Genomic DNA, 24,837 nt, shown 5'->3' on the forward strand with positions numbered 1-24,837 from the left:
CTACCGCCAATCGCCAATCACACAATCGACCGCAAACCCGCTCCACTCCTGCTTCTCCACCACTCAACACCACCACCTCCACTTGCGTTTCGGCGCTGTGTTTTGCAGCGAGGGGCGAATACTAATGTGCGGAAGCGCAGCTGGCAAGCACTTTTGTGAGTCACTCGCAAAAATCTTGCTGCTGACTGGCCTGCGTCGCCATGCGCCGCAGGGTTATGGCGCAGGTTGAGGGGCCGACGAACGCCGCGTCCGGCCAACCTGAGACGCGGATTGGGCCGGGCCATCGCCCGCCGCCCCGTTTCTTATAGAGATGCAGCTGGCATCAATGCTTGCCCGACGCTTGGCACAGCTTCTGGTTGTAGAGAATCGCCTTGCTCATCGACGCGTAATTGTCGGCGTCGCACGGCGGCAGGATCAGTGTTGAGTCCTTCTGTGCCTTGATCGCTGTCGTCTCGGACAGCACAGCGAGGCATTGGGCGTTGTCTCCACGATGGTATTCAGTCACGGCAAGATCACTGCGAGCCTTGTCGCGCTCGATCCAGTCCATGAAGGGATCGCACTCGGAAAGCAGAAAACGCAGCGTTGTGCGGGCTGCATCGAAATCCTTGGCGGCGTATTGCTTGCGGGCCTGGCCGATGCGGGCTTGACGCTGGCGGTCTGTGCAGGCGACCGGCGCACGGCGGTAGTCGCCATCAAACATGGCGCGCATGCCGCAGAAATCTCGGCAGGCCTCGGCGGTGGCGGATGAATCCAGCTTAAGCGCGTCCTTGCTGCCCGACACGGCGATGTGGCACTTGCCCTCATCCTTGTCGACGCCAACGCGACCCCGGAATGTGCCTTCGATCGCGCACGTGTGGCAGTTGCCGCCAATCGTCGAGATGTTGAAGCTGTCGCCCTTGACCGTCATCGTGCCGCTCGCGCTGTCGCCCAGTATGTAGACGTACTCGCCCGGCTCGACGGCTGGCCCGGCCGCCATGGCGCACGCGCTAGCCAACCAGCTTGCAATCATCAACGCGCGCTGCGCCCAAATTACAAGGGCCATGGTGTTCGCTCCAGATTCATGTGGGAGGATGTCTGCTGCAAAAGCGCCATTCTGGTGACTGACTATGCCGGCACGCAAACATCTGGGCGAGCAGCGTGCCGTCGGCCATCAGATATGAAGCAGCGCCAGCACGGCCACGACACCACCGACAGCGGCCACACCGTACGACAGAACCTGCATCCAGCGCCGCCGGGAAAGCAACGTGATAGCCGCCAGCGCGATCGACACCTGAATGGCGACCACCGCTTGCGCCCACCGGTGATGATGGTGCACGGCAAGCTCGCTGGCGTCGTCGGCCTGTTTGGCCAGGCGCTCCTGGTCTTCAGCCTGCCGGCGAATGTCTTCCTTCTCGGCGGCGTAGCGCTGGGCTTCGCGCTTGGCGGCGGCCTGATCGGTGCCGGGCAACTGGGCGGTCAGCTCGGCAATCGCCTGCTTCTGGCCTTTGGCCTGGTAGTAGGCCCAGCGGTTGGCGGCTTCGGTCTTGTGGATGGCAGCTTCATTTTTGGCGAGTAGTGCGGCGTTTTGCGTGGCGCCGCCCTGGTAACCGAAGATGGCGCCGGCCGTCGAGAGAATCGCCGTCATGACGGCAATACGCCCGGCAAAGCTATCGGCGTGGCCACTTTCTGCCGCGTGCTCGAGCGCGTGGTCATGCGCGCCGTGCACGTGAAATCCTTCTGACATGGTTGCTCCTCTTCTAGTCTTGTATCGTCGGTCGCCCATCAAGCGCGGACCTCACAATGCATGGCCTTGCACGGAAAGGCAACGCCATGCGACGCGCATTCAACGTCGCAGATGCAGCTTCCTGACCCTGCCGCGCAGGGAGGAGGCGCGGCAATCGCAAATCATTTATACGCTGAGCAATTGCGCCGTTGAATACACGAAACCGGTCCGTATAATCGCGCAGCAATGCGAATCAGAGCCAATATTCCTTTGGTAATCGCATTGTTAATAAAACAAAACAATACCGCGAGTCAGATCCATGGATGCGTCCCAAAAGCCTTTGGCGCCATTGCCCGAAGAGGAACACCAACCCGTCATCGTCCGCGTGGCCGACGCGACGATCCGCGATGCCAATGCATTGCTGCATGCCAACGGCGGCCTGAAGTTCGGCCGAGGCATGATCGGCACCATCCTGGCGTTGGTGCTGAGCTTTCTGTGTTTGCTGGGCGTACTGGCGTTTCACTTTCCCCAGTATCTGACGACGCCCGAATTGCGACGCGCGTATTCGGTGGATGTGATTCGGCAGATTCTGTTTGTCTCTCTGCTGATTTCGGGCGGGTTATCGCTGGCGAATATCGTGCTGGATAACCGGCGACGCCTGAACGGTCTGGCGTTCCTGTTTGTGGTGATTGCCGTTGCGCTGGGCGGCTCGCGCGTGCCGGTGGGCGATTTTCCGGATCACACGCCGTATATCGGCATGGATTGGTTCATTCTTGACCTGCTCGGTTCGACGGCGATTTTCGTGCTGCTTGAGAAGCTGTTCCCGCTCTACAAGAAACAGCCGGTGTTCCGGGCGGAATGGCAGACGGACATGGTGCACTTCGCAGTGAACCACTTCATCGTGGGGCTGGTGCTGCTGGTGGTGAACTTCCTGATCCACCGCGTGTTCGGGTGGATGGTGCATGCGGACTTCCAGCAAATGGTGCAGCACATCTGGTTCATTCCGCAGTTGCTGCTGTGCATGCTGGTGGCCGACCTGATGGAGTACGTCACGCACCGCGCGTATCACGAAGTGCCGTTCCTCTGGCGCTTTCATGCCGTGCATCACAGCGTGAAGACGATGGACTGGCTGGCCGGCTCGCGTCAACACATTCTTGAACTGATCGTCACGCGGGTGGCTGTGCTTGGGCCATTGTTCGTGCTGGGCTTCGACAAGGCCGTGGTCGATGTCTACATCATCATCGTGGGCTTCCAGGCGGTGTTCAATCACGCCAACGTGCACCTGCCGTGGGGGCCGTTGAAGTACATCTTCGTGACGCCGGATTTCCATCATTGGCACCACTCGTCGGAAGACGAAGCGATCGACAAGAACTACGCCGCGCATTTCGCCTTCATTGACTATCTATTCGGTACCGCGGTCAAATCGAAGAAGGCCTTCCCTGAGAAGTACGGCGTAGTAGGTGACTACATGCCCGACGGCTTCGTCAACCAGCAGCGCTTTCCGTTCCGACGTCAGCAGAACTGAGTCGAAGGTTTCACGTCATGCCCCTCGCCGCCGCTGCTCAGCACCTCATCGCCCGCCTCGGTCTCGAACCGCACCCGGAAGGCGGCTTCTATCGCGAAACCTATCGCAGTGAGGAACGCATCCAGCGAGGCATCCCGCCCGTCGAACGTGCGGCTGCCACCGCCATCTATTACCTCTTGGCGGATGATGCATATTCCGCCTGGCATCGGATCCAGTCGGACGAGTTGTGGCACTTCCATGCGGGGGACTCACTCAATGTGCATGTGTTGGAGGACGACGGAACGGTGAGCACGCATCGTCTGGGCAATGCGGCCGACGACGCGATGGCGGTGTACCAGGCGGTGGTTCCGGCAGGCCGCTGGTTTGCGGCCGAGCGCGTGCCCGGTGAACATGGCTATGCGCTCGTCGGCTGCACCGTTGCGCCGGGGTTCGAGTTCAGCGAGTTCGAACTGGCCGACGATGGCGCGTTGCTGGCAAAGTATTCGGCACATGGCGATCTCATCCGAAGGTTGCTGCCCAAGCCTGCGGTACGTTAGTCAGCACCACACCACGCTTTCATAGCCGACCGTGCGGCGGTAGACGCTGATACCCCGCCACGTGCTGTACTCCATGTACGCGCATGTCAGGACGACGATCCAGTTGGCTGCTGCGGTGGCTGTGGTGGACATATCCCCTCCCCTCTCGGCGTGCCCGATAGCTGTCTTATCGGCACGTTTTCAGTCTATGAGAGGGGGCTTCCAAACCATTGCACGAGCAATGACGCTTCTCGGCCCTTATTTCCGGGTCTCATCTCCGTATGGGCATCGCGCGTCGCAAAGGCCTGCCGGGCGCGGCGCCAATGCATCCTGGAGCGCACAGCATGATAGCCATGGCTGGTCTTCATCGGTGCGTCGATCTACGCTTGTGAGACGCGCTGCGGCGTGACTCACGCTACCCACCCACTTCACCCAGACGCCTTCGGAAGAACATCATGGCTACCATCGGATTCATCGGTCTTGGCATCATGGGCGCTCACATGGCCCGCAACCTGCTCAGGGGCGACCACACGCTGATCGTCAGCGGCAAGCATTCCGTGCCGGAAGATCTGCGTTCGCGCGCGAAGGTGGTCGCCAACTCGGCGGCAGTGGCGCAAGCCGCGGACATCGTCATCGCGATGGTGCCGGACACGCCGGACGTGGCTGATGTGCTGTTTGGCGAGGCCGGTGTCGCGCAGGACTTGGCTGGGGGCAAGCTCTTCATCGACATGAGCTCGATCTCGCCGATTGAAACGCAGGCTTTTGCCAAGCGCGTCGAAGCGCTGGGCGCGGATTACCTTGATGCGCCCGTTTCAGGCGGTGAAGTCGGTGCACGTGACGCAACACTCACGATCATGGTTGGCGGCAAAGCAGCCGCGTTCGAGCGTGCCAAACCGCTGTTCGCCTTGATGGGCAAGAACATCACGCACGTGGGCGACTCCGGTGCTGGTCAGACCTGCAAGGTGGCCAACCAGATCATCGTGGCATTGACCATCGAAGCAGTGGGCGAAGCGCTGCTGTTTGCGTCCAAGGCCGGTGCCGACCCGGCACGTGTGCGCGAGGCGTTGATGGGTGGCTTTGCCTCCTCGCGCATTCTCGAAGTGCATGGCGAGCGCATGATCAAGCGGACGTTTGACCCGGGCTTTCGCATCGAGCTGCACCAGAAGGATCTGAACCTGGCGTTGGAAGGCGCTCGCAAGCTCGGCATCGCCCTGCCGAACACCGCGGCCGCACAACAGCTCTTCAACGTGTGCGCCGCTCACGGTGGCAAGGCATGGGACCACTCAGCCATGGTGCGCGCACTGGAACTGATGGCGGATCACAGCATTGCCTGAGCCAAAACGGGGGCGTGCCCAGGCGAGCACCACCCGCTCCGTTTTACGACCGTCGACGGCGTCGGCTTACAACTCAAGTTGCTCGAGCACTTTCCCTTTGGTTTCGATGCCGAGGAAGTAGATGGTGATCGCGGCCAGTATAGGGACCAATGCCAGCAGCAGGAACGCATTGCTGACGTTGCCCGAGCCGATAGTCGAACCGATCAGCATCGGTGAAAAGATGGCGGCAATCTTCAGCCACGCGCCGCCCATGCCGCAACCGATCGCGCGGATGTTGGTCGGATACAGCTCCGGCGTATAGACATAGGCGGTGATGAAGCCGCACGCCATCAACCCCAGCGCCAACGAGCACAACCCCGCCACCACATAGAGCGACTGCTCGTGCAGCAGCCCAGCCAGCGCCAGCGAGACGCCGCACAGTACGAACGAGACCACCATCACCGGCTTGCGGCCCACCTTGTCGACGATCATCGCGCAGACCAACGAGCCGACCACACCCAGCACCGAAGCCAGCGCCGCCAGGTTGAGCGCCAGTTGCAGTGGCGCGTGATAGATCGTCTTGTATACCGTCGGCAGCCATGTCGACAGACCGTACTGGATGAAACCGCACGTCGCCCACAGCATGGCCACGACCACCGTGCGCCTGATGTACACGGGGCCGAACAGATCGCGCATGCCGCGTTTCGGGTGGCGATGCGACATCTGCTCGAAGGCCGAGGTGTCACCCAGCGGCGGCAGCGGCTCCTTCGATTTGGCTTCAAAGCGCGCCTGCGCGGCGTCAGCTTCGGCCATGCGGCCATTGGTCGCCAGCCAGCGCGGGGACTCCGGCACGGCCTTGGGCAGCGTGAAGAACAGCACCAGCGGTATGCCGCCGAGGAAGTACATCACCTCCCAGCCGAAATGCGGTACCAGCCATGCGCCCAGCGCGTTGGACACCAGCAGGCCGATCGGGAATACCACCTCGTAGAGCAGCACGAAGCGCCCGCGACCATGTGCGCGCGTGACCTCGTTGATGTACGTAGCGGCCACGGGCAGCTCGCCGCCCAGGCCGATGCCTTGCACGATACGCAGCGCTGCAAACACGGCAAAACTGGGCGCCACGCCGCACAGCAGGCTCATCAAGCCGATGATGCCCGCGCTATAGCCGATCATGCGCACGCGGCCAAATCGCTCGGCAAGCATGGGGAACACCAATGCGCCGATCAACTGACCGATGCCGGGCGCGCCAATCACAAACGCAATCTGTGCCGGCGTCAGGTGCCATTGCGCAATCAGCAGCGGCAGCGTAGCCGCGATGACGATCACGTCAAAACCATCGAAGAACGTCGCGAGCCCGATCAGCAGGCGCGCGCGCACGTGCATGCCGTTGCTCTTGAGCCGCTCGATGCGGGCAACGATCTGGCCCAGGCTCATCCCGCCCAGCGGCCCATCGTGATCAATTCCGTTATCAATCAAAACACCTGGCTTCATGTGAAGCTCCTTCCGGAGGAAGTTGATGCGCCACCGGGTCGCTGCCCAGCGGCGCGCGTTGGGTCAGGACGTCAGAACGAGTGATGCACGCCGGTGCTGACAACCAGTTGGTTGCGCTGCGCCGCCACACCGACGCCATTGATGGCAGCGGACTTCGCGTCGCCAGCGGCACGCTGGTAGGTACCCTGAACGTACACCTGCGTGCGCTTGGAGAACGCATACACGTTGCCCAGGCTGAACTGGTTCCAACGGGCACCTTCGTACTTGCTGAAGGTATAGCCCACGTTGAGCGTGTTGGCGGCGCTGTAATGCCAAGCCGTGCCCAGGTCGACGTTCTGAGCGCGGGCATTGGCGCCGCCCAGCGTGATACGCGTTTGCGTATAGACCGCGTTGATCTGCACCGGCAGGCTGCTGAACTGATACAGCGCGCCGGTACCGAATGACTTGACCGAGCTCATCGGCGTCATCACACCCGGCACGAGCGTCGTGCCGAGCGTGTTGGTGATACCCAGGCGACCAGCGATGTCCAGCGCGCGGTCATTGGACGCGGTATAAGCCGCAGCCGCACGGAAGCCGCCGTTGGTGTAGTACGCGCCCAGGCTGTAGCTGCGACTCTTCGACGGCGAACCCGGCACCTCGCCAAAGCCGTACATGCCGCCCAGTTGCAGCCCACCGAAAATCGGCGACACGTAGCGCACGGCATTGTCGATCTGGAACTGGTTGGCCAGGTTGTCGAAGTTGCCGGGGTGGAACAGGTAGAAGTTGGTGAGCTGGAAGCCGTTGCTCAGGCGCCCGAGGTAATCGAACATGAAGTCCGCCTGGTGGCCGAGCTGGATGTTACCCAGGCGGTCGTTGGTGAGGCCCACCCACGCCGCTCGGTTGAACAGCTTCCCGGCCACCACGCTGTTGCCGGTGTCACCCAGAAAACCCGACTCCAGCTGGAAGATGGCCTGCGTACCACCGCCCAGATCTTCCGAGCCGCGCAGGCCGAAACGATCCGGCTGCATGGTGCCGGGGTCCATGCGCAGGGCCGAGCCGCTGGCGGCGCCGCTCTTGAGGCTGTTGATGTAGGCCACGCCTTCATCAATGCTGCCGTACAGCGTCACGTTGCTCTGGGCCGCCGCCGTGCCAGCCAGGCTCATCGCCGCAAGGGCGAACAAAGTTGTCTTCATTTGCTGTTTCCTCCACTGGACAAGGTGTCCGCCCCGCCAGTTGTTATCGCCGTCTTGGTGGACGAGCTGGTTGTGGTGCTTGCTTTGTTTCGTATACGAAACGTCGTTTAAAAGAAAAACACGGCGCAAAAAAGAGGGCGCGGCTGGTCAGGCCCGCGCCTAAGCCATCCTGCGCTTACAAATCAATCACCAGGCGCTTGCCCTTGCAGCCGGATACGCAAACCATCATCGTTTGGTTCGATGCACGCTCGCTCTTGGAAAGCACGCTGTCACGGTGGTCGGGCTGGCCTTCGAGCACGCGCGTTTCACACGATCCGCACACACCTTCCTTGCAGCTGTGTTCAACCTCGACGCCAATCTCCAGCAGCGCGTCGAGCAGCGACTTGCCTGCCGGTACGCACAGCTCAGCGCCATTGCGCGCGAGCTTGACCTGGTACTCCCCGTCCTGCACCGACTCCACACCGGGATCCGCCGCAAAGCGTTCGATATGGACGTTGGTGTAGCCCAGCGCTTCGCAGGCGGCCTCGAATGCCCGCAGCATCGGGCCGGGGCCGCAGCAATAGAAATGCGTATCGGCCGGATGCCCCGCGAGCAACGCTTTCAGATCGGGCGGCCCACCGGCTTCAGAGTCCAGGTGAAAACGCACCGCCTCGCCATGGGCGGCCAGCTCATCGGCAAAGGCCGCTTCGGCACGCGAGCGCGCGCAGTACAGCATCGAGAATGTCTTGCCTTGCTCGGCCAGACGACGCGCCATGCATACGATGGGCGTCACCCCAATGCCACCCGCGACCAACACTGTGCGCGGCGCGGTTTCGTCCAGCTCGAAGTGATTGCGCGGCCCGCCGATCTTGAGCATTGAGCCCACGCGCAACTGCTCGTGCACATAGCGCGAGCCGCCGCGGCTGTTGCGGTCGAGCAGCACGCCGACCACATAGCGGTCACGCATCTCCGGCGCGCCGCACAGCGAATAGCTGCGCACCAGCCCGTTGCCGAGATGCAGTTCAATATGCGCGCCGGGTGCGTACTCGGGCAAGGTCTTGCCGTCGACATCGCGCAGCTCCACGCTCACGATGCCTTGGGCTTCGTAGCGCATGGCATGCACGCGCAGGTTGAGGGGGGAATTCATAGCACGTCTCTCTGCAACGTTTCAGCGCTTTTCCGTCAGGAACTTGCCTTCCGGGCCGACGACGTTTTTCTGCCGGCGTGTGTTGCCGTCAATGCCACCGTCGATGGCCCATTCGGCAAACACAGTCGGGCCGGGCTCGAAATCGCGCGGCTGCCAGTCGGCGTCGAGCTGGTCTTCGTCCGCGTAGTACTCGATCAGGCCGCCGGCCGGGTTCTTGAAGTACCAGAAGTACGCCGACGAAATCGGGTGGCGGCCCGGGCCCAGCTGCGTATCCCACCCACAGCGCGACACATGCATGCCGCCGCCGAACACTTCATGGATATCGCGCACGGTGAAAGCCACGTGGTTGAGCCCGCTCTTGGCCTGCGGCGTCTGCAACAGGAACAGGTCGTGATGGCCGCCTTCGGGCTCGCAGCGCAGGAACGCACCCCGCCCCGGGTAGTGGTCAGATGGCACAAAACCAAGCTTGTCGATATAGAAGCGCTCGGTGGCCGCCACGTCCTTCACGAAGAAGACCACGTGACCCACTTCAATGGGCGTGGCACGTTCATAGATCGGGCTGGGCTGGTTGCGGCGCGGTTTGTCCGTCCACGTGTTCATCGCGGCGCACTGCACGTCGATATCGCGCTTGGTGGTCAGCTGCACGCGCACTGCAAGGCCGTTCGGGTCAGTGCAACCGACCCGGCCGTCGACATGAACGTAGCCTGGCTGATCGGCCAGCATGTCGACCAGGCGGTCGAGTACAGCTTGCGAATCGGCGCCCCAGATCACTTCGCGCAGCGTCGGGCCGGCCTCCATGGCGGGCGGCAGCGTGGCATCGTCGCTACGCTTGACGCGCACGCGGCAGCCGTTGAGCGTTTCGAAAAGCAGGCCGCTGGCGTCTTCCGATTGCAGGGCAAGGCCCCAATCCAGGAAGAACTGCTTGCAGGCGGCGAGGTCGTCGGCACCGTAGACGATTTCGTCGATGCCTCGAATCGTGTTCATCTTCATCTCCTGTGGTCCGGGCGTTTGATTGCGCTTCCGCTTCAGTTGGCGTTGGCCCAGGCCAGCGGTTGTTCATTCAGGCCCCAGTAGAGGCTCTTCTGCTCCATGTACTGCAGGATGCCGAGGCGGCCCTTCTCGCGGCCCAGGCCGCTGTCGCGCCAACCGCCAAACGGCGTCGAGATCGAGAACTGCTTGTAGGTGTTGATCCACACGTTGCCGGCCTGCACCGCGCGGCCGACGCGCCAGGCGCGCTTGTAGTCGCGCGTCCAGATGCCGGCGGCCAATGCGTAGACGCTGTCGTTGGCTTGCTCAATCAATTCGTCTTCATCGTCGAACGGCATGGCGACGAGCACCGGGCCGAAGATTTCTTCCTGGCAAATGCGCGCGCTGTTGGTGAGGCCTTCGATGATGGTCGGCGTGTAGAAGTAGCCCGACTCGCACCCGGCGACGTGCGGACGCAAGCCGCCCGTGCGCAGGTGGCCACCCTCTTCCACGCCCATTGCCACGTAAGATTCGATCGACTCGCGGTGCCGGTCGGTAATCAGCGGGCCCATCTGCGTGGATTCATCGGCCGGATTGCCGACACGCAGGCGTGCTGCGCCAGCGGCCAGGCGATCCATGAACGGTTCATACAGTGAACGCGCCACAAACAGACGTGACCCTGCGATGCACGACTCGCCCGACGAGCTGAAGATGCCGTACAGCACGCCATTGACCGCATGGTCGAGATCGGCGTCGTCAAACACCATCGTCGGCGACTTGCCGCCGAGTTCCAGCGACACCGGCATCATCTTGTCGGCGGCAATGTGCGCGATATGGCGGCCCGTGTTCGTACCACCCGTGAACGACACGCGACGCACCAGCGGATGCTTCGTAATCGCATCGCCAATGACGGAACCCTTGCCCGGCAGCACGCTGATCATGCCCTTGGGCACGCCCGCTTCCTCACAGATGGCGGCAAGCTCCAGCGCCATCAGCGGCGTGACTTCTGCCGGCTTGACGACGACGGCGTTGCCCGCAGCTAGCGCAGGTGCCATCTTTTGCGCCTCGCTGGCGATGGGCGAGTTCCACGGCGTGATGGCCGCCACCACGCCCATGGGCTCATGCACGCTCATCGTCAGGCAATCGCCACGCGCGGGCGTGAGCGCCTCTTCCAGCGTCTCGCATGCAGCACCGAAGAACTGGAACGTGGCGGCAGCGCTTGCCACCAGGGCGCGCGTCTCGTTGATCGGTTTGCCGTTATCCAGCCGCTGGCGTTGGGCCAGTGCTTCGCTGCGCGAGCGGATCAGCTCCGCCACGCGATACAGGACGGCGGCGCGCTCGTGCGGCTTGCGCTGCGCCCAGCCGCTGGACAGAAAGGCGCGGTAGGCACCGGCCACAGCCTCTTCCACATCGGCGACGCTGGCAGCGTTGAGTTCAGCCACCACTTCGCCCGTGGCGGGGTAACGGGTGACATAGCGCTCGCCAGTGCCAAGCCGCCATTCGCCAGCAATGCAGATGGGCAACACGGACGTTGCGGTTGCGTTCGGGTTGGAAACAGTCATGGCGCAATGGCCTCGCTTAAATCGAAACGGCGTGCGCGCGGTTGCCCAGCGCACGCACCACGCTGAACACCGTCAGCGCAGAAGTCTTGGGATTGGCCGCCAGCGGCTTGCCGCGCATCGTCAGCTCGAAGCCGCCAAAGGCGCCGCGCGCCTCGACGTGATGGATGTTCTCGTCCACCGTCGGATCGGCCAGCAGCTTGACGTGCGTGTGCTCAAGCCCGAGGCCCGCCAAGGACAGCGTGGCCGCCACGTTGGCGTTTTTTGGGAACAAACGCGCGGCTTCACGGGCGTTGCCTTCAAAGATCACGGTCGGCTCGCGCAGCGCATCGAGGTCGAACTGCTGATCGGCCGGCGTGTCCTTCCAGGCGCGCGGCGGCTTGCGGCCGGTGTAGACCACCGCATCCAGGCCGCCCACGCGCGCAGCGGCCAGTGCATCGATGGCCCCGATGGCACCCGACAGCAGCTGCACTTGCGCGTTGCCACGGCGGGCCGCGGCTTCCAGCCGTTCGGCCACGCCGGGTTCGGACAGCGCACCCACCGATACCACCAGGCAGTCGATGCCCTGCTCCAACGCCGGCAACACATGCTCTTCAAGCGCATCGTGGCCAGCACATTCGACCAGCAGATCAGGATGGGCGTCCGCCGACAGATGCGTCGTGACACGCGCATTCGGCGCGAACGGGGCGATGGCCTCGCGCGCCTTGTCCATCGCGTGCTCGGGCACGATCACGGCGTCAAAGCACACATCCGGATCGCTCTTGAGCAGTTCCAGTACGCCTTGCCCGATCGCTCCGCACCCGACCATCGATACATGCAGCATGTCCGGCTCCTTGAATTGGCTCAGTTGCGCGTTCACGCCACCACCGTCGTACGCTCGGCGGCCCGTTCGCCCTGGCCATCCTTGGCTTGTTGATTGACGGGCGGCCCTGCAAAGATGGTCTTGAAGCTGCCGATGGAGAGCATGTCGATCTCCATCAGGAACGGCCCCTCGCTGCTGGTGGCTTCCTTCAATGCGCTGCCCACGTCGGCCAGATCCGACACGCGGCGATGGCGCAATTGCAGCGACTGCGCGAGCGCCGCGTAGTCCGGCGTGTGCAGATCCACGTAATGGCGGCGGCCGCCGTACTGCGCGTCCTGAATGTTCTTGATGACACCGTAGCCCTTGTCGTTCATCAGCACGATGACGAGGTTGGCACGCTCCTGCACGGCGGTCGCCAGCTCACCCAGGTTCAGGATGAAGCCGCCGTCACCGGCCAGACAGAACGTGGTCTTGCCCGATCCGGCTGCTGCCGACCCGATGGCCGCGCCAATGCCCATCGCCAAACCCTGGCCGATGCCGCCACCCAGCGCATGCACGCCGGCGCGCGAATCAAAAATGCGGAGTTGGCGATTGCCCCACGTGCTGTTCGACACCGTCACGTCGCGCACCCAGTTGAACTCGCGGCCCACTGCGGCTTGCAACGCCTCCACCAGCTTGGCGTACGGGCCGAGGCCATCGATCAGCCCGCGCACCGCAGTCTCGTGTGCGGCGCGCAGGTCGGCAGCGAACGTCGCATCGATCTGCATCTTCTGTTCCAGCCGATCGGCCAGGCCATCCAGCGCAAGCGCCGAATCGCCGCACACGAAGTAATCGCTGGCGTAGCAACGGCCTTCCGCCGACGCATCCGCATCGATGCGGTACAGCGGGCGCGGCAGCTTGAGTTCGTACTTGAGCGTTTCGTTGCCGCGCAGGCGCGAGCCGACAACGACCATTGCATCGCACGTCTGGTAGAACGCTTCGACCGGCTTATGCAGGTTGAATGCGCCCAGCGAGCGCGGGTCATCTTCCGGCACGATGCCGCGGCCCTGCGTGCTGGTGACCACGCCAAAGCCCAGATCCATCAGGCGCTTGACCTGCTTCGCGGCGTGGCGGGCGCCACCACCGAGCCACAGCATCGGGCGGCGCGCGCGCGACAGGCGTTCAGCCAGTTCGTCCAGCGCGTGGGCCGACGGCACATGCTGCGGCACCTGCAGCGGGCGCAGGTCGTCCGGCATCGGGATCAGCGCGGCTTGAATATCGATAGGAATCTCTACGCTCACCGGGCCCGCCGGCGCCGTCAGCGCGGTCTGTACGGCCAGCTTCATCGTGCTGATGGCGGTATCGGCGCTGCGCACGCGGAAGGCCGCCTTGGAAACGGCCTTGAGCATCGTGAGCTGGTCCGGCGCTTCGTGGATGTACGCGAGGCTCTGGTCCAGATAAGGCGTTTCGATCTGGCCCGTGATGTGCAGCAACGGCGTGCCGGCGGTCAGTGCTTCGACCATGGCGCCCGCGGCGTTGCCAGCCGCGGTACCGGTGCTGGTCAGGCAGACACCGAGGCCGCCCGTGGTACGGGCATAGGCGTCGGCCATGTTGGCGCCGCCGGCTTCACCGCGCGCCATGATGAAGCGGATCTTGCCGCGCTCGCCCATCGCATCGAGGATGGGCATGTTGTGGATCGAGATGACACCAAAAGCGGCCTTGACCTCGCAGGCCTCCAGGAAGGCTGCAATCGCGTGGCCCACCGTGACCAGTTGCGGTTCCTGTTGTTGTCTATTAAGCATGACGGGAGTGTCCTCCGGAGATATCGATGTGGCTGCCCGTGGTGTACGAAGACAACGGCGAGGCAAGGAACAGAATGGCGCGGGCTGCTTCTTCCGGCAGGCCCAGGCGTCCAAGGGGAATATGTTTTTGCGCGGCCAGGCGGCGCGTCCACGCGGCCCAGTCGAGATGGCGATCTTCTTCGGGGCGAGCCTCGAAGCGGCGGCGCCATTGGCCGGATTCCACCAGCCCGATCAGGATGCCGTTGACGCGCACGCCCTTCGGTGCAAATTCGGTCGCCATCGAGCGCACGAGGTTGAGCACACCAGCACGTGCGGCCGAGGTGGCCACCATGTGCGGCTCGGGCTGCTGCGCCAGCAGCGAATTCACGCAGACGATCGCGCCGTGCTCCGAGCGCTCGAGTTGCGGCAGGAAAGCGCGCGTCGGATGGATCACCGAGAAGAACTTGAGATGCAGCTCCTGCGTCCACGCGGCATCGTCGGTATCGGCAAACGTCGAGACGCGGCCCTGGCCGGCGTTGTTGACCAGCATGTCGACGGGGCCCAGCGCTTGCGCCACGGCATCCGCAAACGCGGCCGTCTGCGCGGCGTCGAGCACGTCGCACGTTGCAGCAAACAGCCGGGCGTTTGGGAAGCGGCTACGCAGACCTTGTTCGGCTTGCGCGAGACGTTCGGCATTGCGCCCGCACAGCGCCACGGCGGCACCGGCTTCCAGCAGCAGTTCAACGGTGGCCAGGCCGATGCCGGAGGAGCCTCCGGTCACAACGGCGGTCTTGCCAGTGAGGTCGATCATCGGCATGGTCATTCGCGGAACAGGTTGACGACCTTGCCGCCGGCGGGGCGGTAGTCCAGCAGGTAGGACAACTCGCCGGCGGCGGCGCGCACCTTGTCGATCATCAGATCGAGCTGTGCCGCGTCGATGCGCGGCGACGGAATGGTCGTGCCGAGTGCAGCCACCACCTTGCCGGCGCGATCCAGGACGGGCGCAGCAATCGTCGAGATGTTGGCTTCGAAGAAGCCTTCCTGCAGCACGTAGCCGTGTTCGCGGTCGCGCTGGACCATCTCGAACAGCTCTTCCACCGTGCGCGGCGTGTTGGCGGAAAACACTTCCAGCTGCGGCTCCGGATAAAGCTGGCGCAGCTCAGCCAGCGATAGATCGGCCAGCAGCACTCGACCCAGCACCGTGGCGTGAGCCGGCAGGCGCGTACCGACATTCACCGAACTGGTAAACGGCGTGGGCGCCACCGACTTCGCTACATAGACGATCGACCGGCCATCGCGCACGACGAGGTTGCACGGATAGTGAATCTCGTCACGCAGGCGATCGAGCAGCGGGCGGCCCAGCTCGGTGAGCTCCAGCGAGGCGAGATATTCAAAGCCCAGGCGCAGCACCGCCATGCCGAGACGGAAATCGCGACCGCCGTCTACGCGCTCGATGAAGCCCATCACTTCAAGTGTGGTCAGCAGGCGGAACACCGTGGAGCGCGGCACCTTCAGGCGGCGCGCCAGTTCCGGCGCCGACAGGACGCGGTCTTTGTGGCTGAATTCGCACAGGAGGCGCAGGCCGCGTTCGAGGCCCGGCACGATGTACTTTTCCTGCACGTCTTCTGAAATGAGGTCGTTGCTCATACGTCTTGGCGCTTAGGCGTTTTGAGATTGGGAGAGAACGGCGTGTTCGATCCAGCCTGCGACAGCGTCAGGCGCATCGATATAGGAGGCATGCCCCGCAGCCGGTACCAGCGCAAAAGGCAGACCGAACGTCTTGGCCAGCGCTTCGCAGCCTTGCGGCGGCGTGATGCCATCCACATCGCCGCAAGCGACTTGTGCCGGCGTCGATGCGGGGCGTTTGCGCAGATAGGCACCGATGTCGTCGCCGCTGAGCATCGCCACGGCCTGGCGGTAACCGCCATCGTTGAGGCGCTTCATGTTCCAGCGCACCCAGGCACGCTCTTCATCGGTGGCATTCGGGCGCAGCAGGTGCGCGTGGCGCGACTCCGCCATGCCGGCGATGCCAAGCTGGTCCAGCGTTGAAAGACGCTGCGCTTGCACGGCGCGCGACTTGTCTTCCTGCCCCGGCTGGCCGTAGCCCTGTGCAGGGTTCAGAAGCAAGAGGCACTTCGGCTGCATCGCCGCTGGCGCGGCGGCCACATACGCCGAAGCCATCAGCGCGCCCAGCGAGTGACCGACGATCACATCGGGCGTCACATCCAGCGCGGCAAGCCACGCCTGCAGCCGCACCGCGTAGTCGGCGGCGCTCGGCGTAGCCTGCTCAAGCGGCGTGGAATTGCCGTAGCCCGGCGCATCCCATGCCAGCACGCGCATGTTGTGCGAAAGAACCTGCGCGCAAGGCAGCCATGACGCGGCGCTGGAGCTGATGCCGTGCAACAGCACCACCACCGGCCCGCGCTCGCCCCATTGCCGATAGCCGATGCGATCGCCACGCACGCTGATCGCGGCGGTGTGTTCGGCGAAGTCGCCGCCCAGCACGGCAAGCGCGTCGGCAACACGGAACGGATGGGAAGACATGACAGCCTGCACGCTCATGGTATCAACGCTTGATCTTGGCGAGCGGGTGCTCGGGCGGGTACGTCGGTGTGATCGGCTTCTTGGCGCCGAGCATCACGCACATCAGCGCGTCTTCATCGCCGATGTTGATTTCTTCGCGGTACACGCCGGGCGGCACCGAGACGAGGTCGCGGTCGGTCAGGATGGTCTCAAAGCGCTCACCGTCCTTCTCCAGCACCAGCTTGAGCTTGCCGCGAATGACGAAGAACACCTCCTCCACATCGGTGTGCAGGTGCGACGGGCCTTCGTGACCGGCCGGAATGACCATGGTCGAAAACGTGAAGTGCTCGGCCGGCACCGTGTTGGTGTCAGCCGCCACGCCCGTGCCGCCCGTGCCGAGGTAGCGCATTTGCGCACGGCGGTATTTCGGGTCGAAGTCGGCCTGGAACTTGAGGGCGTCCCAGTCGTAGCGGCGGGTGGAAAAACGCGCCACGCGGCTGTTCATCCAGTCTTCAAACGACGCGCCTTCCGGGCGGTCCCACGTGCGTTGCACTTGCTGTTGTTCGGAGAGATCGCTCATCGAATACCTCTTCTGAATGGTGTGTGGATGCATTACTGCATGACGAAACCGCCGTTGACGGCCAGCGTCTGGCCCGTCACGAATCGGGAAAGGTCGGACAGCGCGAACAGCACGGCGCCGCACACGTCGTCCGGCAGTTGATCGCGCGAGATGGCACGCTGGTCGCGGTACAGCGCATGGCGGTGCGCCGGTACGTATTCGGTGGCTTCCACCAGCGTCAGGCCCGGCGCAATGGCGTTGACGGTGATGCCGTCTGCGCCGCATTCGCGCGCCAGAGACTTCGTCATGCCGATGACGGCGCTCTTGCTCGCCACGTAAGCCAGCAAGTTCGGCGCGCCCCACAGCGGAGTGTCCGACGACAGGTTGACGATGGCACCGCGGCCCGATGCCTTGAGCGCCGGCAGGCAAGCCGTCGTCATCAACCATGTGCCGCGCACGTTGACGTTCATCACGCGGTCCCAGGTCTCGACGTCGATCGACGATGCGTCGCGCCCGCCCGAGTTGGTGATGGCCGCGTTATTGACGAGACCATCGAGACCGCCCAGCGCTTGCACCGCAGCGGCGGCACAGGCCAGAATCGAAGCCGGCTCGGCCAGATCAAGCGCGAAGCCATGCGCATCGAAACCTGCCGCACGCAGCGCCGCCGCTTCCTCCTGCACGCGCTCGCCAAGAACGTCGGCCAGCGCAACCGCGCCACCGGCTTCGGCAATCGCCTTGGCAAAGGCCAGACCCAGTCCGCGCGCAGCGCCCGTCACGAGCACCTTGCGGCCGGCCAGCAATCCGGCAGTTGAATTGCGCTCAGGCATGTTGAGCTTCCGTGGGAACAGGCTTGAGCATGGCGACAGGCGCATCGGCCAGTTCAGCGGCGGCGCGGCGTGCCAGCACGCGGCGGATACGCGTGATGCCGATGTCGTGCTGATACAGCGTCTCGTGATCGCGCGCTTCAGGCGCCATCGATTCGAGCACCACGCGATCCTGCTCCAGCACATCCCAGTGCAGGCCTTCCAGGCGGTTGCGATACAGGAAGCGCCACACGTCGCGCTGCCAGCCCTGTACGTGGCGCGTGCGCCAGAAATAGACGATGCAGTGCTCCTCATCCACCGGCGTCACGATGCCGATGATGGTGAACGGGCCGCCCGGGCCAACCTTCGGTTGATACGGAATCGACAGGCGCAGCCACATCGTGCCGGTCTCGCCAAACTCGGTCCAATCGAAGTTCACGCCGCGCTGGCCGGTCTTCTGGAACATGATCCCGTGGTCGGTTTCCACCACTTCCATCACGGCCTTCTTCTCGCCGCTGGCCATCGAATGCGACACGGCGTGCAGGTAGGCGCCGTGCATCGGATCCATGACGTTGTCGATGGCATAGCGGTAGTTGACGTTCCAGTGCGCGAAGCAGAGGAAGTGGCTGTGCTCGTCGCTGGTCAGCTCTTCAGGCAGCCGCAGCGTGCCGACGGCGTCGTCGAACTCCGACGGGGCCTTGTCGCCAAACCAGAGGAAGATGGTGCCGGCACGCTCCTGCACCGGGTAGCTGCGCACGCAGGTCTTGCCCTCCATGGGGCAAGCGTCGACAGCAGGTACGCTCGTCACCGTACCCTGGCCGTTCACTTCAACGCCGTGGTACCAGCAAGCCACGTGGTCGCCCAGGTTCCAACCCATCGACAGGCGCGCACCGCGATGCGGGCAGCGGTCTTCCAGCGCATGCACCTGGCCAGCGGTATCGCGCCACAGCACGATGTTCTGGCTCAAGCGGGTGATGCCCACCGGCGCGTTCTTCACATTCCACGACGCCGCCACCGGATACCAGTAGTTGCGCAGACCGGTGTTGATGCGCGCTTCCTTCTGCGCTTCCTTGTTGCCTTCCATTGCATGCCTCTTCTGATTGGGTTGAGCCGGGCGCCTCTGCGGGCGACGCGGCGTCGAATCGTGTTGGTGCCAGCCCGGCTCAGGCGCCCAGGCGGCGCATCTCGGCCAGGAATGTGTCTTCCGTCCAGGTCTCGCCGCCGGCGGCATTGCGCGGGCCACGCTCGTTCAGCACGGCGACGATGTCGGCGGGCGTTTGCGCGCCACCCAGGAATGCCGCTTCCAGCGAATCGGCCAATTGGTTCTCATAGGCGGTCGGCTCGGCAGCGCGCGTCTGCCACACCAGATTGGCGACGTGACCAGGGCGCTCGACACGGCCCTTGCCGGCGACGTTGTTCGGAGAAATCGGCTCCCACGGAGCGAGGTCTGGGTTGTATAGCGGTTGCATGTCTGTCGACTCCATCACGTTTCGCTTGTTTTACCTATGAAACGTCTGTTAATATCTGGAACACGGGTGTAACTATAGACCGCGTCTTCGAAATCGAAGATGCGGGATTACCCTATGGTCTCCAAAAAAGGAAGACTGCGTCACACGTCGGCCAGGCGGCCGACAAAAGCTTGGGGCATCGAGCTAGCGCAGGCGCGCGAGCAGACGTCGGCCAGCATCGACGACCGAGCGCTCGCCGGTCATCTGGTACCGCACGATCATCCCCTCGACGCATAGCAGCGCTTCTTCGGCGATCGCCTTTGGGCGCGGATAGCCGAGACGCTTGGCCAACTCCGCCAGATAACTCGCCAGCTCGGCCTTATGCAGGACGGCCTTTTCCACCAACTGCGCGTCACCGGTTTCCGTACCGGATTCGGCAACGAGGTTGATGAACGCGCAACCGCGATACGTTTCGGTGTCGAACCACGTGGCCAACACGTCCGCCAGCACGTCGAGGTCAGCACGCCTGGCAAGGCGCGCTTCCGTCGCCTCACGAAACCACGCCATCCACCGTTCGTGTCGTGCATCCAGGAAGGCTGCGATCAAATCGCTCTTTGACGGGAAATGCCGGTACAGCGACATCTTTGCCACGCCCGACTCAGCGATGATTCGGTCGATGCCGGTGGCACGAAACCCTTCCTGCAGGAACAGCCGCTCGGCGGTTTCCATGATGCGATCGCGGGCGGAGAGGATTTCGGCAGTCTTGGCCATGTCGATGAACGTGAAGGCAATGCTTCAGTATGGTCTTGACAGACAGACCTGTCTACTCAATGATGTAGACAGACCTGTCTCATAAAACCGTGACTTCTGCTTTTCCGACCCCTCATGATGATTGCCGCCCTGCTCGAGCGGCGCTCTCGCCGTTGCCGCTGTGGCGCCTGCGGCTGGCAACGGCTTATATCGAAGAGAACCTTGGCAGGTCGGTCCGGCTGGAAGACGTTGCACGGGCGACGGGCCTCACGCGCATGCACTTTGCTGCCCAGTTCCGCGCGGCCACGGGAGTGCGTCCGCACGCGTATCTTTTGCATCGGCGCATCGAGCGCGCCAAGACCTTGCTGATGAGACTGGACGCTACGGTGGTCGAGATCGCGCTGGAAGTCGGCTTTCAGAGCCAGGCGCACTTCTCGACGGTATTCAAGCGGCTCGCGGGCGATAGCCCGTCGACCTGGCGACGACGCGCGCTGGATCAACTGCATGGCTGAATGCACGACGCCCGGCCAAGACCGGGCGCCTCTTTTTGGCCGACCGCGTCACAAACCCAGCGCAGACAGCCCCGGGTGATCGTCCGGGCGACGCCCAAGCGGCCAGAAGAACTTACGCTCCTCCGCCTGGATCGGCAGGTCATTGATGCAGGCATAGCGGCGCTGCATCACGCCGTGCTCGTCAAACTCCCAGTTCTCGTTGCCATATGAGCGGTACCAGTTGCCGGAATCGTCATGCCATTCATAGGCAAAGCGCACGGCGATACGGTTGGCGCCAAAGGCCCACAGTTCCTTGATCAGGCGGTAGTCGAGTTCCTTGCGCCACTTGCGCGTGAGGAACTCGACGATCTGTTCGCGCCCGTTGACGAACTCGGCGCGGTTGCGCCACTGGCTATCCGGCGTGTACGCGAGCGCGACACGCTCCGGGTTGCGGCTGTTCCAGCCGTCTTCGGCCAGACGCACCTTTTCGGTGGCAGATTCAAAGGTGAACGGCGGAACCGGCGGGCGGGTTTCATTGGCAGACATTGGCAACTCCTTGACAACGGCAATCGTGGAGGCTGCCGCGCCAACGACGCAGCAGCACGCACAGAGTCTGCCCAACCGACTGCCGCACCGATACCAGGAACGCACGGGGTCTTTCGCGAACGCACGATTCCCGCACCGCACGCCTACAGAAATTTGCGATAAACAACGAAGCCGGATTTTTCAGCCACGGTGTCGTAAAGCCTCATCGCAGTGGTGTTCGTTTCGTGGGTCTGCCAGTAGACGCGGGGCAAGCCTGCCTCTGTGGCGCGGCGATAGACCGCCTCGATCAGCGCGCGACCAACGCCCTGCCCGCGTGCGGCTTCGGCGGTGAAAAGGTCTTGCAGATAGCAGCTCATCTGCACCTGCGTGGTACTGCGGTGGAATAGGAAATGCACGATGCCGAGCAATGCGCCCTCCCGCTCGGCAACCAGGGCGTAGACCGGCTCGGCCTCATCGAAGAAACGCTGCCAGGTCGTCTGCGTGACGGTGTCAGGTAAGGCTGTTTCGCCCGCGCGTCCGTAAAAGGCGTTGTAGCCATCCCAGAGAGGTTTCCAGGCAGCGAAGTCGTCTTGGCGGATGGGGCGGATCTGCAGGTCGTCGGGTGTAGGCATGGAGGGCTGAATGGAGCGGGTGGCATCGCTCGCGCATTCTGCCAGCCGGCTGCCCTGCGTGCAGCCAGCCTTCCCACCGTTTGGCTTAGCTTGTGCTTCCGTGCCTCGGTTGCCATGTGGGGCGACGCCATGAGCAGCGCGTGTGCAGCGCACCGCCCTAGGGATTGTCCGGAGACAAGTCGTTGCCGGAAGAAAGTTTGCTGAAAGCCTCGACCCACTAAAGTGCGCTCCATGGCCCGGTCACGACCCGGTACCGGGCAGTGCGATCTCCACGCACATCAGCGTCACTACGATAAGGGTCGGGTGTTGTACCAGCCATACCGCCGGACCACAAGGGATGTCAGTCCGGCGTCCGCTTCAATCGGTCTTTCCTGCTGTCAACCTTGCAGCCCACCGTCCTCCCGGTGGGCTGTTTTCTTTTCAGGGTTGTGCTGGATTGGGCAACACCAGACGCTGCGTCAGCCGCTGCACCATCGGTGCCGCAATCAGCACGATGGTGAACGCAGCCGGCCAGGCCAGCACGAAGGCATGCGCCCAGCGCGCGAGAAAATCAGGGCTGATACCGGCGTTGATCCAGCCGATCCAGCCGGTCATCAACAGCGACATCAGGCCGGACATCAGCCACGCAAAAATGATACGAAGACGTGTGGGAGTGGAAACGGGCATCGACATGGCGGTTCTCCTTGCAAGCCATCAAATGTGATTGACGGTATGCTAGACAACCGCGTTTCGAGAAACTATAGACGTTTATTGAAACTTAAATTCCAAAAATGGAATCATGCTCGACGATTTGGCTCTCTTTGTTTCCATCGTGGACCTCGGCAGCCTGCAGGCCGCGGCCCGCCATGCCAACCTGCCGCCCGCCACGCTCACGCGGCGCCTGCAGAAGCTAGAGACAGCGCTTGGTTGCCAGCTTCTGCTGCGCAGCGCCCGCAGCCTGAAGCCCACGCCGGAAGGCCAGCTCTATTACGAGCAATGCCGCCCGCTGCTGACCGCGCTTGCGCAAACCACGGCCACGCTCGACGACGATCTCAACCAGGTGAAGGGCACCCTGCGCGTGCTGGCGCCGCTGAACCTGTCGCGCGGGCTGCTCGCACCCGCCTATGCGAGCTTCATGGCGACGTGGCCGGAGATCCGCCTGGAGTTGTTGCTCAGCAATCGCAATGAAGACGTATGGCGGCACGGCGCTGATCTTGCCATCCGCGTCGGCCAGCAGGACGACCCGAAGCTGCGGCAGCGCCGGCTGGGCGTCATCGGGATGGTGCTGGTGGCCTCGCCCGCGTATGTGGCCAAGCATGGTGCCCCGACACATCCGCATGAACTGCAACAGCATCAGTTATTGGTGTCGTCGCCGCTGTCGACATGGCGCTTCACCTCACCCGACGGCGAGGAAACCATCGAACTGCAGCCTCATGGCCGCTGCGACCTGAATGACATCGAACTGGGCGTGACGCTGGCGGAAACGGGCCTTGGCCTGCTGTATTGCCCACGCACGCTCTGCCATCAGGCGCTTGAGGCAGGCCGGCTGGTGCGCCTGCTGCCGGAATGGCGTACGCCGCAGCGGCCCATCTACGCGGTGTGGCCGCAACAACAGTTGCCACGCAAGGTGAGGACGCTGCTGGAGCATCTGGCGGCCTTCACCGCAGCCACTCCATTGCTGCAGACGGACGCCGCGCCGAGTGCTTCATACGCTGCTTGAAACGGGTAAAAACACGCGTTGTCGCATCTGCCGATTGCCCCATAGGCTGGAGACTCCCGCGCCAATTTCACTGGAGACCCGATGCACAGCAGCCACGTGGTGCGTTCCGGCAACATTCGCCTGCATGCCCGCATGACCCTGCCCGCCGACGCGTTTGCGCGGCAGCGCCCCGCCATCGTTCTCGTGCATGGCTATCCGGATGACAGTTCCGTCTGGCACGGTGTGCGCGATACCCTGGCGCACGACCGCCGCGTGCTGACCTTCGACGTGCGCGGTGCCGGGTTGTCGGACGCTCCGGCAGATACCACCGGTTACCGCATCCCCGAATTTGTCGACGACCTTGCCGCCGTCGCCGATGCGCTGCTGCCCGGCGAGCGCTTCCATCTGGTCGGGCACGACTGGGGCTCCATCCATAGCTGGGAATCGGTAACGACGGACCGGCTACGCGGGCGCATCGCTTCGTACACATCGATCTCGGGCCCGTGCCTAGACCACGTCGGCCACTGGATGCGCACGCAGCTTGATGCCGGCACATGGACAGCCAAGCGCGCGGTGTGGAAGCAGCGGCTGCAATCGTGGTACGTGGGATATTTCCACCTGCCGCTGGTGCCCGAATGGTCGTGGCGGCTGTGGGTGGCGCGCGCCTGGCCGTGGTGGCTGCACAAGACGGAAGGCATACGCGTCGAAGCGCCGCGGCCGACGCTTGTGCGCGATGCCTGCAACGGCGTGCGCATGTATCGCGCAAATTTCCGCGATCGCCTCGCCCGCCCCCAGGCGCGTGCACCGCATGCCCCCGTGCAGTTGATCGTGCCCACGCGCGATCGCTACGTCAGCCCCGCCGTGACGCGCGCTGTGGAAGCCTGGGTGTCGCACTACTGGCGCCACGAGGTCGACGCCGGCCATTGGCTGCCCCTGCGTCGCCCCGACTGGGTGGCGGACTGCATCGCGCGCTTTGCCAACTATGTTGAATCAGGCCACGAGCCCGCCGAACTCCAGCAGGCCCGAGTGGCCGGCACGCTGGCACCGGCCTGACGCCCCTAGCGCCACTAGAGGATTGCGCCCAACGCAAACGTTGACGCGCGTGTAACACACTGTAATCATCGTCCGCCACCACGCTGACGGCGCGCCATGACCTGGCGCCCGGACGGCTCGAGCCGCCGCTTCGCGCAAACCGCGTTGCCGGCCATCGATACAAGAAACAGGGACAAGACAATGAAAAGCAAGGTCGTGGTGTACGGCCCGCTCTACGGGAAGTGGTACGCAATTTTGGTCAACGACGGTGTGGCCGCCGAATCCAACCAGTTTGGCTCGTACGAAGCCGCCATGGGCTTCGCGTCACGTCGGTATCCGGAGCTTGAGCAGGAGCGACAGCCCTACGCGCGGGGCCGTGAAGAAAGCGAGGACGGAAGCGACAGCCGGGAGGCTGCGCCCATCTGAACGGGAACGTGGCGGGCGGCATTGACACCGCCCTTGCGC

Annotated in this window: 28 protein-coding genes; 7 read left to right on the top strand and 21 right to left on the bottom strand. The window is 63.6% G+C overall.

Annotated elements, in window-relative coordinates; all coding sequences use genetic code 11:
• Positions 1-322 precede the first annotated feature (322 nt).
• Positions 323-1,042 (bottom strand): hypothetical protein, encoded by a 720-nt coding sequence (locus ACTJK6_RS23685; RefSeq protein WP_440840294.1) that lies wholly within the window; start codon positions 1,040-1,042, stop codon positions 323-325.
• Between the two features lie 108 nt (positions 1,043-1,150).
• A complete protein-coding gene (locus ACTJK6_RS23690) occupies positions 1,151-1,723 on the bottom strand; it encodes a DUF4337 domain-containing protein (protein ID WP_316871913.1) in 573 nt (190 codons plus the stop codon).
• A 298-nt stretch (positions 1,724-2,021) separates the two neighbouring features.
• Between ACTJK6_RS23690 and ACTJK6_RS23695 the strand changes: the two genes are divergently transcribed.
• Both ACTJK6_RS23695 and ACTJK6_RS23700 read left to right on the top strand, forming a co-directional pair.
• The gene (locus ACTJK6_RS23695) at positions 2,022-3,227 is read left to right on the top strand and encodes a sterol desaturase family protein (protein ID WP_414562401.1); all 1,206 of its coding nucleotides are present in this window, start codon (positions 2,022-2,024) and stop codon (positions 3,225-3,227) included.
• A 17-nt stretch (positions 3,228-3,244) separates the two neighbouring features.
• Positions 3,245-3,763 (top strand): cupin domain-containing protein, encoded by a 519-nt coding sequence (locus tag ACTJK6_RS23700; protein ID WP_260804151.1) that lies wholly within the window; start codon positions 3,245-3,247, stop codon positions 3,761-3,763.
• Here the strand turns inward: ACTJK6_RS23700 and ACTJK6_RS23705 are convergent, their stop codons facing one another.
• On the bottom strand, positions 3,764-3,895 hold the full coding sequence (locus ACTJK6_RS23705; protein WP_260804153.1) for a hypothetical protein: 132 nt from the start codon (positions 3,893-3,895) through the stop codon (positions 3,764-3,766).
• A gap of 302 nt (positions 3,896-4,197) precedes the next feature.
• Between ACTJK6_RS23705 and ACTJK6_RS23710 the strand changes: the two genes are divergently transcribed.
• The gene (locus ACTJK6_RS23710) at positions 4,198-5,076 is read left to right on the top strand and encodes a 2-hydroxy-3-oxopropionate reductase (RefSeq protein ID WP_440840295.1); all 879 of its coding nucleotides are present in this window, start codon (positions 4,198-4,200) and stop codon (positions 5,074-5,076) included.
• A 66-nt stretch (positions 5,077-5,142) separates the two neighbouring features.
• Here the strand turns inward: ACTJK6_RS23710 and ACTJK6_RS23715 are convergent, their stop codons facing one another.
• The 15 genes from ACTJK6_RS23715 to ACTJK6_RS23785 all read right to left on the bottom strand — a co-directional run bounded on the left by ACTJK6_RS23715 (position 5,143) and on the right by ACTJK6_RS23785 (position 20,035).
• Entirely contained in the window at positions 5,143-6,546 is a 1,404-nt protein-coding gene (locus ACTJK6_RS23715) for an MFS transporter (protein ID WP_440840296.1), read from the bottom strand.
• Between the two features lie 71 nt (positions 6,547-6,617).
• Positions 6,618-7,718, bottom strand: a complete 1,101-nt coding sequence (locus tag ACTJK6_RS23720) for a porin (RefSeq protein WP_414562409.1) — start codon at positions 7,716-7,718, stop codon at positions 6,618-6,620.
• Positions 7,719-7,893: 175 nt separating this feature from the next.
• Positions 7,894-8,844, bottom strand: coding sequence for a PDR/VanB family oxidoreductase (locus ACTJK6_RS23725; RefSeq protein ID WP_440840297.1), 951 nt, complete (start codon positions 8,842-8,844; stop codon positions 7,894-7,896).
• A 21-nt stretch (positions 8,845-8,865) separates the two neighbouring features.
• The gene (locus ACTJK6_RS23730) at positions 8,866-9,828 is read right to left on the bottom strand and encodes a VOC family protein (RefSeq protein ID WP_232039322.1); all 963 of its coding nucleotides are present in this window, start codon (positions 9,826-9,828) and stop codon (positions 8,866-8,868) included.
• Between the two features lie 41 nt (positions 9,829-9,869).
• Positions 9,870-11,372 (bottom strand): aldehyde dehydrogenase, encoded by a 1,503-nt coding sequence (locus tag ACTJK6_RS23735; protein ID WP_440840298.1) that lies wholly within the window; start codon positions 11,370-11,372, stop codon positions 9,870-9,872.
• A gap of 16 nt (positions 11,373-11,388) precedes the next feature.
• Positions 11,389-12,192 carry an aspartate dehydrogenase gene (locus ACTJK6_RS23740; RefSeq protein ID WP_232040251.1) on the bottom strand — a complete coding sequence of 268 codons (804 nt, stop codon included), beginning with the start codon at positions 12,190-12,192 and terminating at the stop codon, positions 11,389-11,391.
• A gap of 32 nt (positions 12,193-12,224) precedes the next feature.
• Positions 12,225-13,952 (bottom strand): thiamine pyrophosphate-binding protein, encoded by a 1,728-nt coding sequence (locus tag ACTJK6_RS23745; RefSeq protein ID WP_440840299.1) that lies wholly within the window; start codon positions 13,950-13,952, stop codon positions 12,225-12,227.
• A complete protein-coding gene (locus ACTJK6_RS23750) occupies positions 13,945-14,748 on the bottom strand; it encodes an SDR family oxidoreductase (RefSeq protein WP_440840300.1) in 804 nt (267 codons plus the stop codon). The genes ACTJK6_RS23745 and ACTJK6_RS23750 overlap by 8 nt, the downstream gene beginning before the upstream one ends.
• 2 nt (positions 14,749-14,750) lie before the next feature.
• Positions 14,751-15,578: an IclR family transcriptional regulator gene (locus ACTJK6_RS23755; protein WP_260804160.1), complete on the bottom strand. Its 828-nt coding sequence runs from the start codon at positions 15,576-15,578 to the stop codon at positions 14,751-14,753.
• A gap of 12 nt (positions 15,579-15,590) precedes the next feature.
• The gene (locus tag ACTJK6_RS23760) at positions 15,591-16,493 is read right to left on the bottom strand and encodes an alpha/beta fold hydrolase (RefSeq protein ID WP_440840301.1); all 903 of its coding nucleotides are present in this window, start codon (positions 16,491-16,493) and stop codon (positions 15,591-15,593) included.
• A gap of 4 nt (positions 16,494-16,497) precedes the next feature.
• Positions 16,498-17,034 carry a cupin domain-containing protein gene (locus ACTJK6_RS23765; RefSeq protein ID WP_024974097.1) on the bottom strand — a complete coding sequence of 179 codons (537 nt, stop codon included), beginning with the start codon at positions 17,032-17,034 and terminating at the stop codon, positions 16,498-16,500.
• Between the two features lie 32 nt (positions 17,035-17,066).
• Positions 17,067-17,840, bottom strand: coding sequence for an SDR family oxidoreductase (locus ACTJK6_RS23770; protein WP_440840302.1), 774 nt, complete (start codon positions 17,838-17,840; stop codon positions 17,067-17,069).
• Entirely contained in the window at positions 17,833-18,900 is a 1,068-nt protein-coding gene (locus ACTJK6_RS23775) for a Rieske 2Fe-2S domain-containing protein (protein WP_440840303.1), read from the bottom strand. Before ACTJK6_RS23775 ends, ACTJK6_RS23770 begins: the two co-directional genes overlap by 8 nt.
• Before the next feature lie 79 nt (positions 18,901-18,979).
• Complete coding sequence (locus ACTJK6_RS23780) at positions 18,980-19,285, bottom strand: recombinase-like helix-turn-helix domain-containing protein (protein WP_260804164.1); 306 nt, start codon at positions 19,283-19,285, stop codon at positions 18,980-18,982.
• Positions 19,286-19,468: 183 nt separating this feature from the next.
• Positions 19,469-20,035 carry a TetR/AcrR family transcriptional regulator gene (locus tag ACTJK6_RS23785; protein WP_260804165.1) on the bottom strand — a complete coding sequence of 189 codons (567 nt, stop codon included), beginning with the start codon at positions 20,033-20,035 and terminating at the stop codon, positions 19,469-19,471.
• A gap of 89 nt (positions 20,036-20,124) precedes the next feature.
• Between ACTJK6_RS23785 and ACTJK6_RS23790 the strand changes: the two genes are divergently transcribed.
• Positions 20,125-20,526, top strand: a complete 402-nt coding sequence (locus ACTJK6_RS23790; RefSeq protein ID WP_316881854.1) for an AraC family transcriptional regulator — start codon at positions 20,125-20,127, stop codon at positions 20,524-20,526.
• 48 nt (positions 20,527-20,574) lie between these two features.
• On the opposite strand, the gene ACTJK6_RS23795 is transcribed toward ACTJK6_RS23790, so the two are convergent.
• The 3 genes from ACTJK6_RS23795 to ACTJK6_RS23805 form a co-directional block, all read right to left on the bottom strand.
• Positions 20,575-21,051, bottom strand: a complete 477-nt coding sequence (locus ACTJK6_RS23795) for a nuclear transport factor 2 family protein (protein WP_316871926.1) — start codon at positions 21,049-21,051, stop codon at positions 20,575-20,577.
• 143 nt (positions 21,052-21,194) lie between these two features.
• Complete coding sequence (locus ACTJK6_RS23800) at positions 21,195-21,662, bottom strand: N-acetyltransferase family protein (protein ID WP_440840304.1); 468 nt, start codon at positions 21,660-21,662, stop codon at positions 21,195-21,197.
• Positions 21,663-22,082: 420 nt separating this feature from the next.
• A complete protein-coding gene (locus ACTJK6_RS23805) occupies positions 22,083-22,334 on the bottom strand; it encodes a DUF2798 domain-containing protein (RefSeq protein ID WP_232039310.1) in 252 nt (83 codons plus the stop codon).
• 106 nt (positions 22,335-22,440) lie between these two features.
• Between ACTJK6_RS23805 and ACTJK6_RS23810 the strand changes: the two genes are divergently transcribed.
• The 3 genes from ACTJK6_RS23810 to ACTJK6_RS23820 all read left to right on the top strand — a co-directional run bounded on the left by ACTJK6_RS23810 (position 22,441) and on the right by ACTJK6_RS23820 (position 24,798).
• Entirely contained in the window at positions 22,441-23,361 is a 921-nt protein-coding gene (locus ACTJK6_RS23810) for a LysR family transcriptional regulator (RefSeq protein ID WP_414562429.1), read from the top strand.
• Positions 23,362-23,442: 81 nt separating this feature from the next.
• Complete coding sequence (locus ACTJK6_RS23815) at positions 23,443-24,393, top strand: alpha/beta fold hydrolase (RefSeq protein ID WP_440840305.1); 951 nt, start codon at positions 23,443-23,445, stop codon at positions 24,391-24,393.
• 96 nt (positions 24,394-24,489) lie between these two features.
• Positions 24,490-24,798: a hypothetical protein gene (locus ACTJK6_RS23820; protein ID WP_232039307.1), complete on the top strand. Its 309-nt coding sequence runs from the start codon at positions 24,490-24,492 to the stop codon at positions 24,796-24,798.
• Positions 24,799-24,837: the final 39 nt, after the last annotated feature.

Source organism: Ralstonia sp. 22086 (assembly GCF_052045975.1).
In the GTDB taxonomy this organism is placed as follows: Bacteria; Pseudomonadota; Gammaproteobacteria; order Burkholderiales; family Burkholderiaceae; genus Ralstonia; species Ralstonia wenshanensis.

Coding starts and splice junctions, on each gene's coding strand:
- ACTJK6_RS23685 (WP_440840294.1), bottom strand. CDS start 1,042: ATGGCCCTTGTAATTTGGGCGCAGCGCGCGTTGATGATTGCAAGCTGG.
- ACTJK6_RS23690 (WP_316871913.1), bottom strand. CDS start 1,723: ATGTCAGAAGGATTTCACGTGCACGGCGCGCATGACCACGCGCTCGAG.
- ACTJK6_RS23695 (WP_414562401.1), top strand. CDS start 2,022: ATGGATGCGTCCCAAAAGCCTTTGGCGCCATTGCCCGAAGAGGAACAC.
- ACTJK6_RS23700 (WP_260804151.1), top strand. CDS start 3,245: ATGCCCCTCGCCGCCGCTGCTCAGCACCTCATCGCCCGCCTCGGTCTC.
- ACTJK6_RS23705 (WP_260804153.1), bottom strand. CDS start 3,895: ATGTCCACCACAGCCACCGCAGCAGCCAACTGGATCGTCGTCCTGACA.
- ACTJK6_RS23710 (WP_440840295.1), top strand. CDS start 4,198: ATGGCTACCATCGGATTCATCGGTCTTGGCATCATGGGCGCTCACATG.
- ACTJK6_RS23715 (WP_440840296.1), bottom strand. CDS start 6,546: ATGAAGCCAGGTGTTTTGATTGATAACGGAATTGATCACGATGGGCCG.
- ACTJK6_RS23720 (WP_414562409.1), bottom strand. CDS start 7,718: ATGAAGACAACTTTGTTCGCCCTTGCGGCGATGAGCCTGGCTGGCACG.
- ACTJK6_RS23725 (WP_440840297.1), bottom strand. CDS start 8,844: ATGAATTCCCCCCTCAACCTGCGCGTGCATGCCATGCGCTACGAAGCC.
- ACTJK6_RS23730 (WP_232039322.1), bottom strand. CDS start 9,828: ATGAACACGATTCGAGGCATCGACGAAATCGTCTACGGTGCCGACGAC.
- ACTJK6_RS23735 (WP_440840298.1), bottom strand. CDS start 11,372: ATGACTGTTTCCAACCCGAACGCAACCGCAACGTCCGTGTTGCCCATC.
- ACTJK6_RS23740 (WP_232040251.1), bottom strand. CDS start 12,192: ATGCTGCATGTATCGATGGTCGGGTGCGGAGCGATCGGGCAAGGCGTA.
- ACTJK6_RS23745 (WP_440840299.1), bottom strand. CDS start 13,952: ATGCTTAATAGACAACAACAGGAACCGCAACTGGTCACGGTGGGCCAC.
- ACTJK6_RS23750 (WP_440840300.1), bottom strand. CDS start 14,748: ATGCCGATGATCGACCTCACTGGCAAGACCGCCGTTGTGACCGGAGGC.
- ACTJK6_RS23755 (WP_260804160.1), bottom strand. CDS start 15,578: ATGAGCAACGACCTCATTTCAGAAGACGTGCAGGAAAAGTACATCGTG.
- ACTJK6_RS23760 (WP_440840301.1), bottom strand. CDS start 16,493: ATGAGCGTGCAGGCTGTCATGTCTTCCCATCCGTTCCGTGTTGCCGAC.
- ACTJK6_RS23765 (WP_024974097.1), bottom strand. CDS start 17,034: ATGAGCGATCTCTCCGAACAACAGCAAGTGCAACGCACGTGGGACCGC.
- ACTJK6_RS23770 (WP_440840302.1), bottom strand. CDS start 17,840: ATGCCTGAGCGCAATTCAACTGCCGGATTGCTGGCCGGCCGCAAGGTG.
- ACTJK6_RS23775 (WP_440840303.1), bottom strand. CDS start 18,900: ATGGAAGGCAACAAGGAAGCGCAGAAGGAAGCGCGCATCAACACCGGT.
- ACTJK6_RS23780 (WP_260804164.1), bottom strand. CDS start 19,285: ATGCAACCGCTATACAACCCAGACCTCGCTCCGTGGGAGCCGATTTCT.
- ACTJK6_RS23785 (WP_260804165.1), bottom strand. CDS start 20,035: ATGGCCAAGACTGCCGAAATCCTCTCCGCCCGCGATCGCATCATGGAA.
- ACTJK6_RS23795 (WP_316871926.1), bottom strand. CDS start 21,051: ATGTCTGCCAATGAAACCCGCCCGCCGGTTCCGCCGTTCACCTTTGAA.
- ACTJK6_RS23800 (WP_440840304.1), bottom strand. CDS start 21,662: ATGCCTACACCCGACGACCTGCAGATCCGCCCCATCCGCCAAGACGAC.
- ACTJK6_RS23805 (WP_232039310.1), bottom strand. CDS start 22,334: ATGTCGATGCCCGTTTCCACTCCCACACGTCTTCGTATCATTTTTGCG.
- ACTJK6_RS23810 (WP_414562429.1), top strand. CDS start 22,441: ATGCTCGACGATTTGGCTCTCTTTGTTTCCATCGTGGACCTCGGCAGC.
- ACTJK6_RS23815 (WP_440840305.1), top strand. CDS start 23,443: ATGCACAGCAGCCACGTGGTGCGTTCCGGCAACATTCGCCTGCATGCC.
- ACTJK6_RS23820 (WP_232039307.1), top strand. CDS start 24,490: ATGACCTGGCGCCCGGACGGCTCGAGCCGCCGCTTCGCGCAAACCGCG.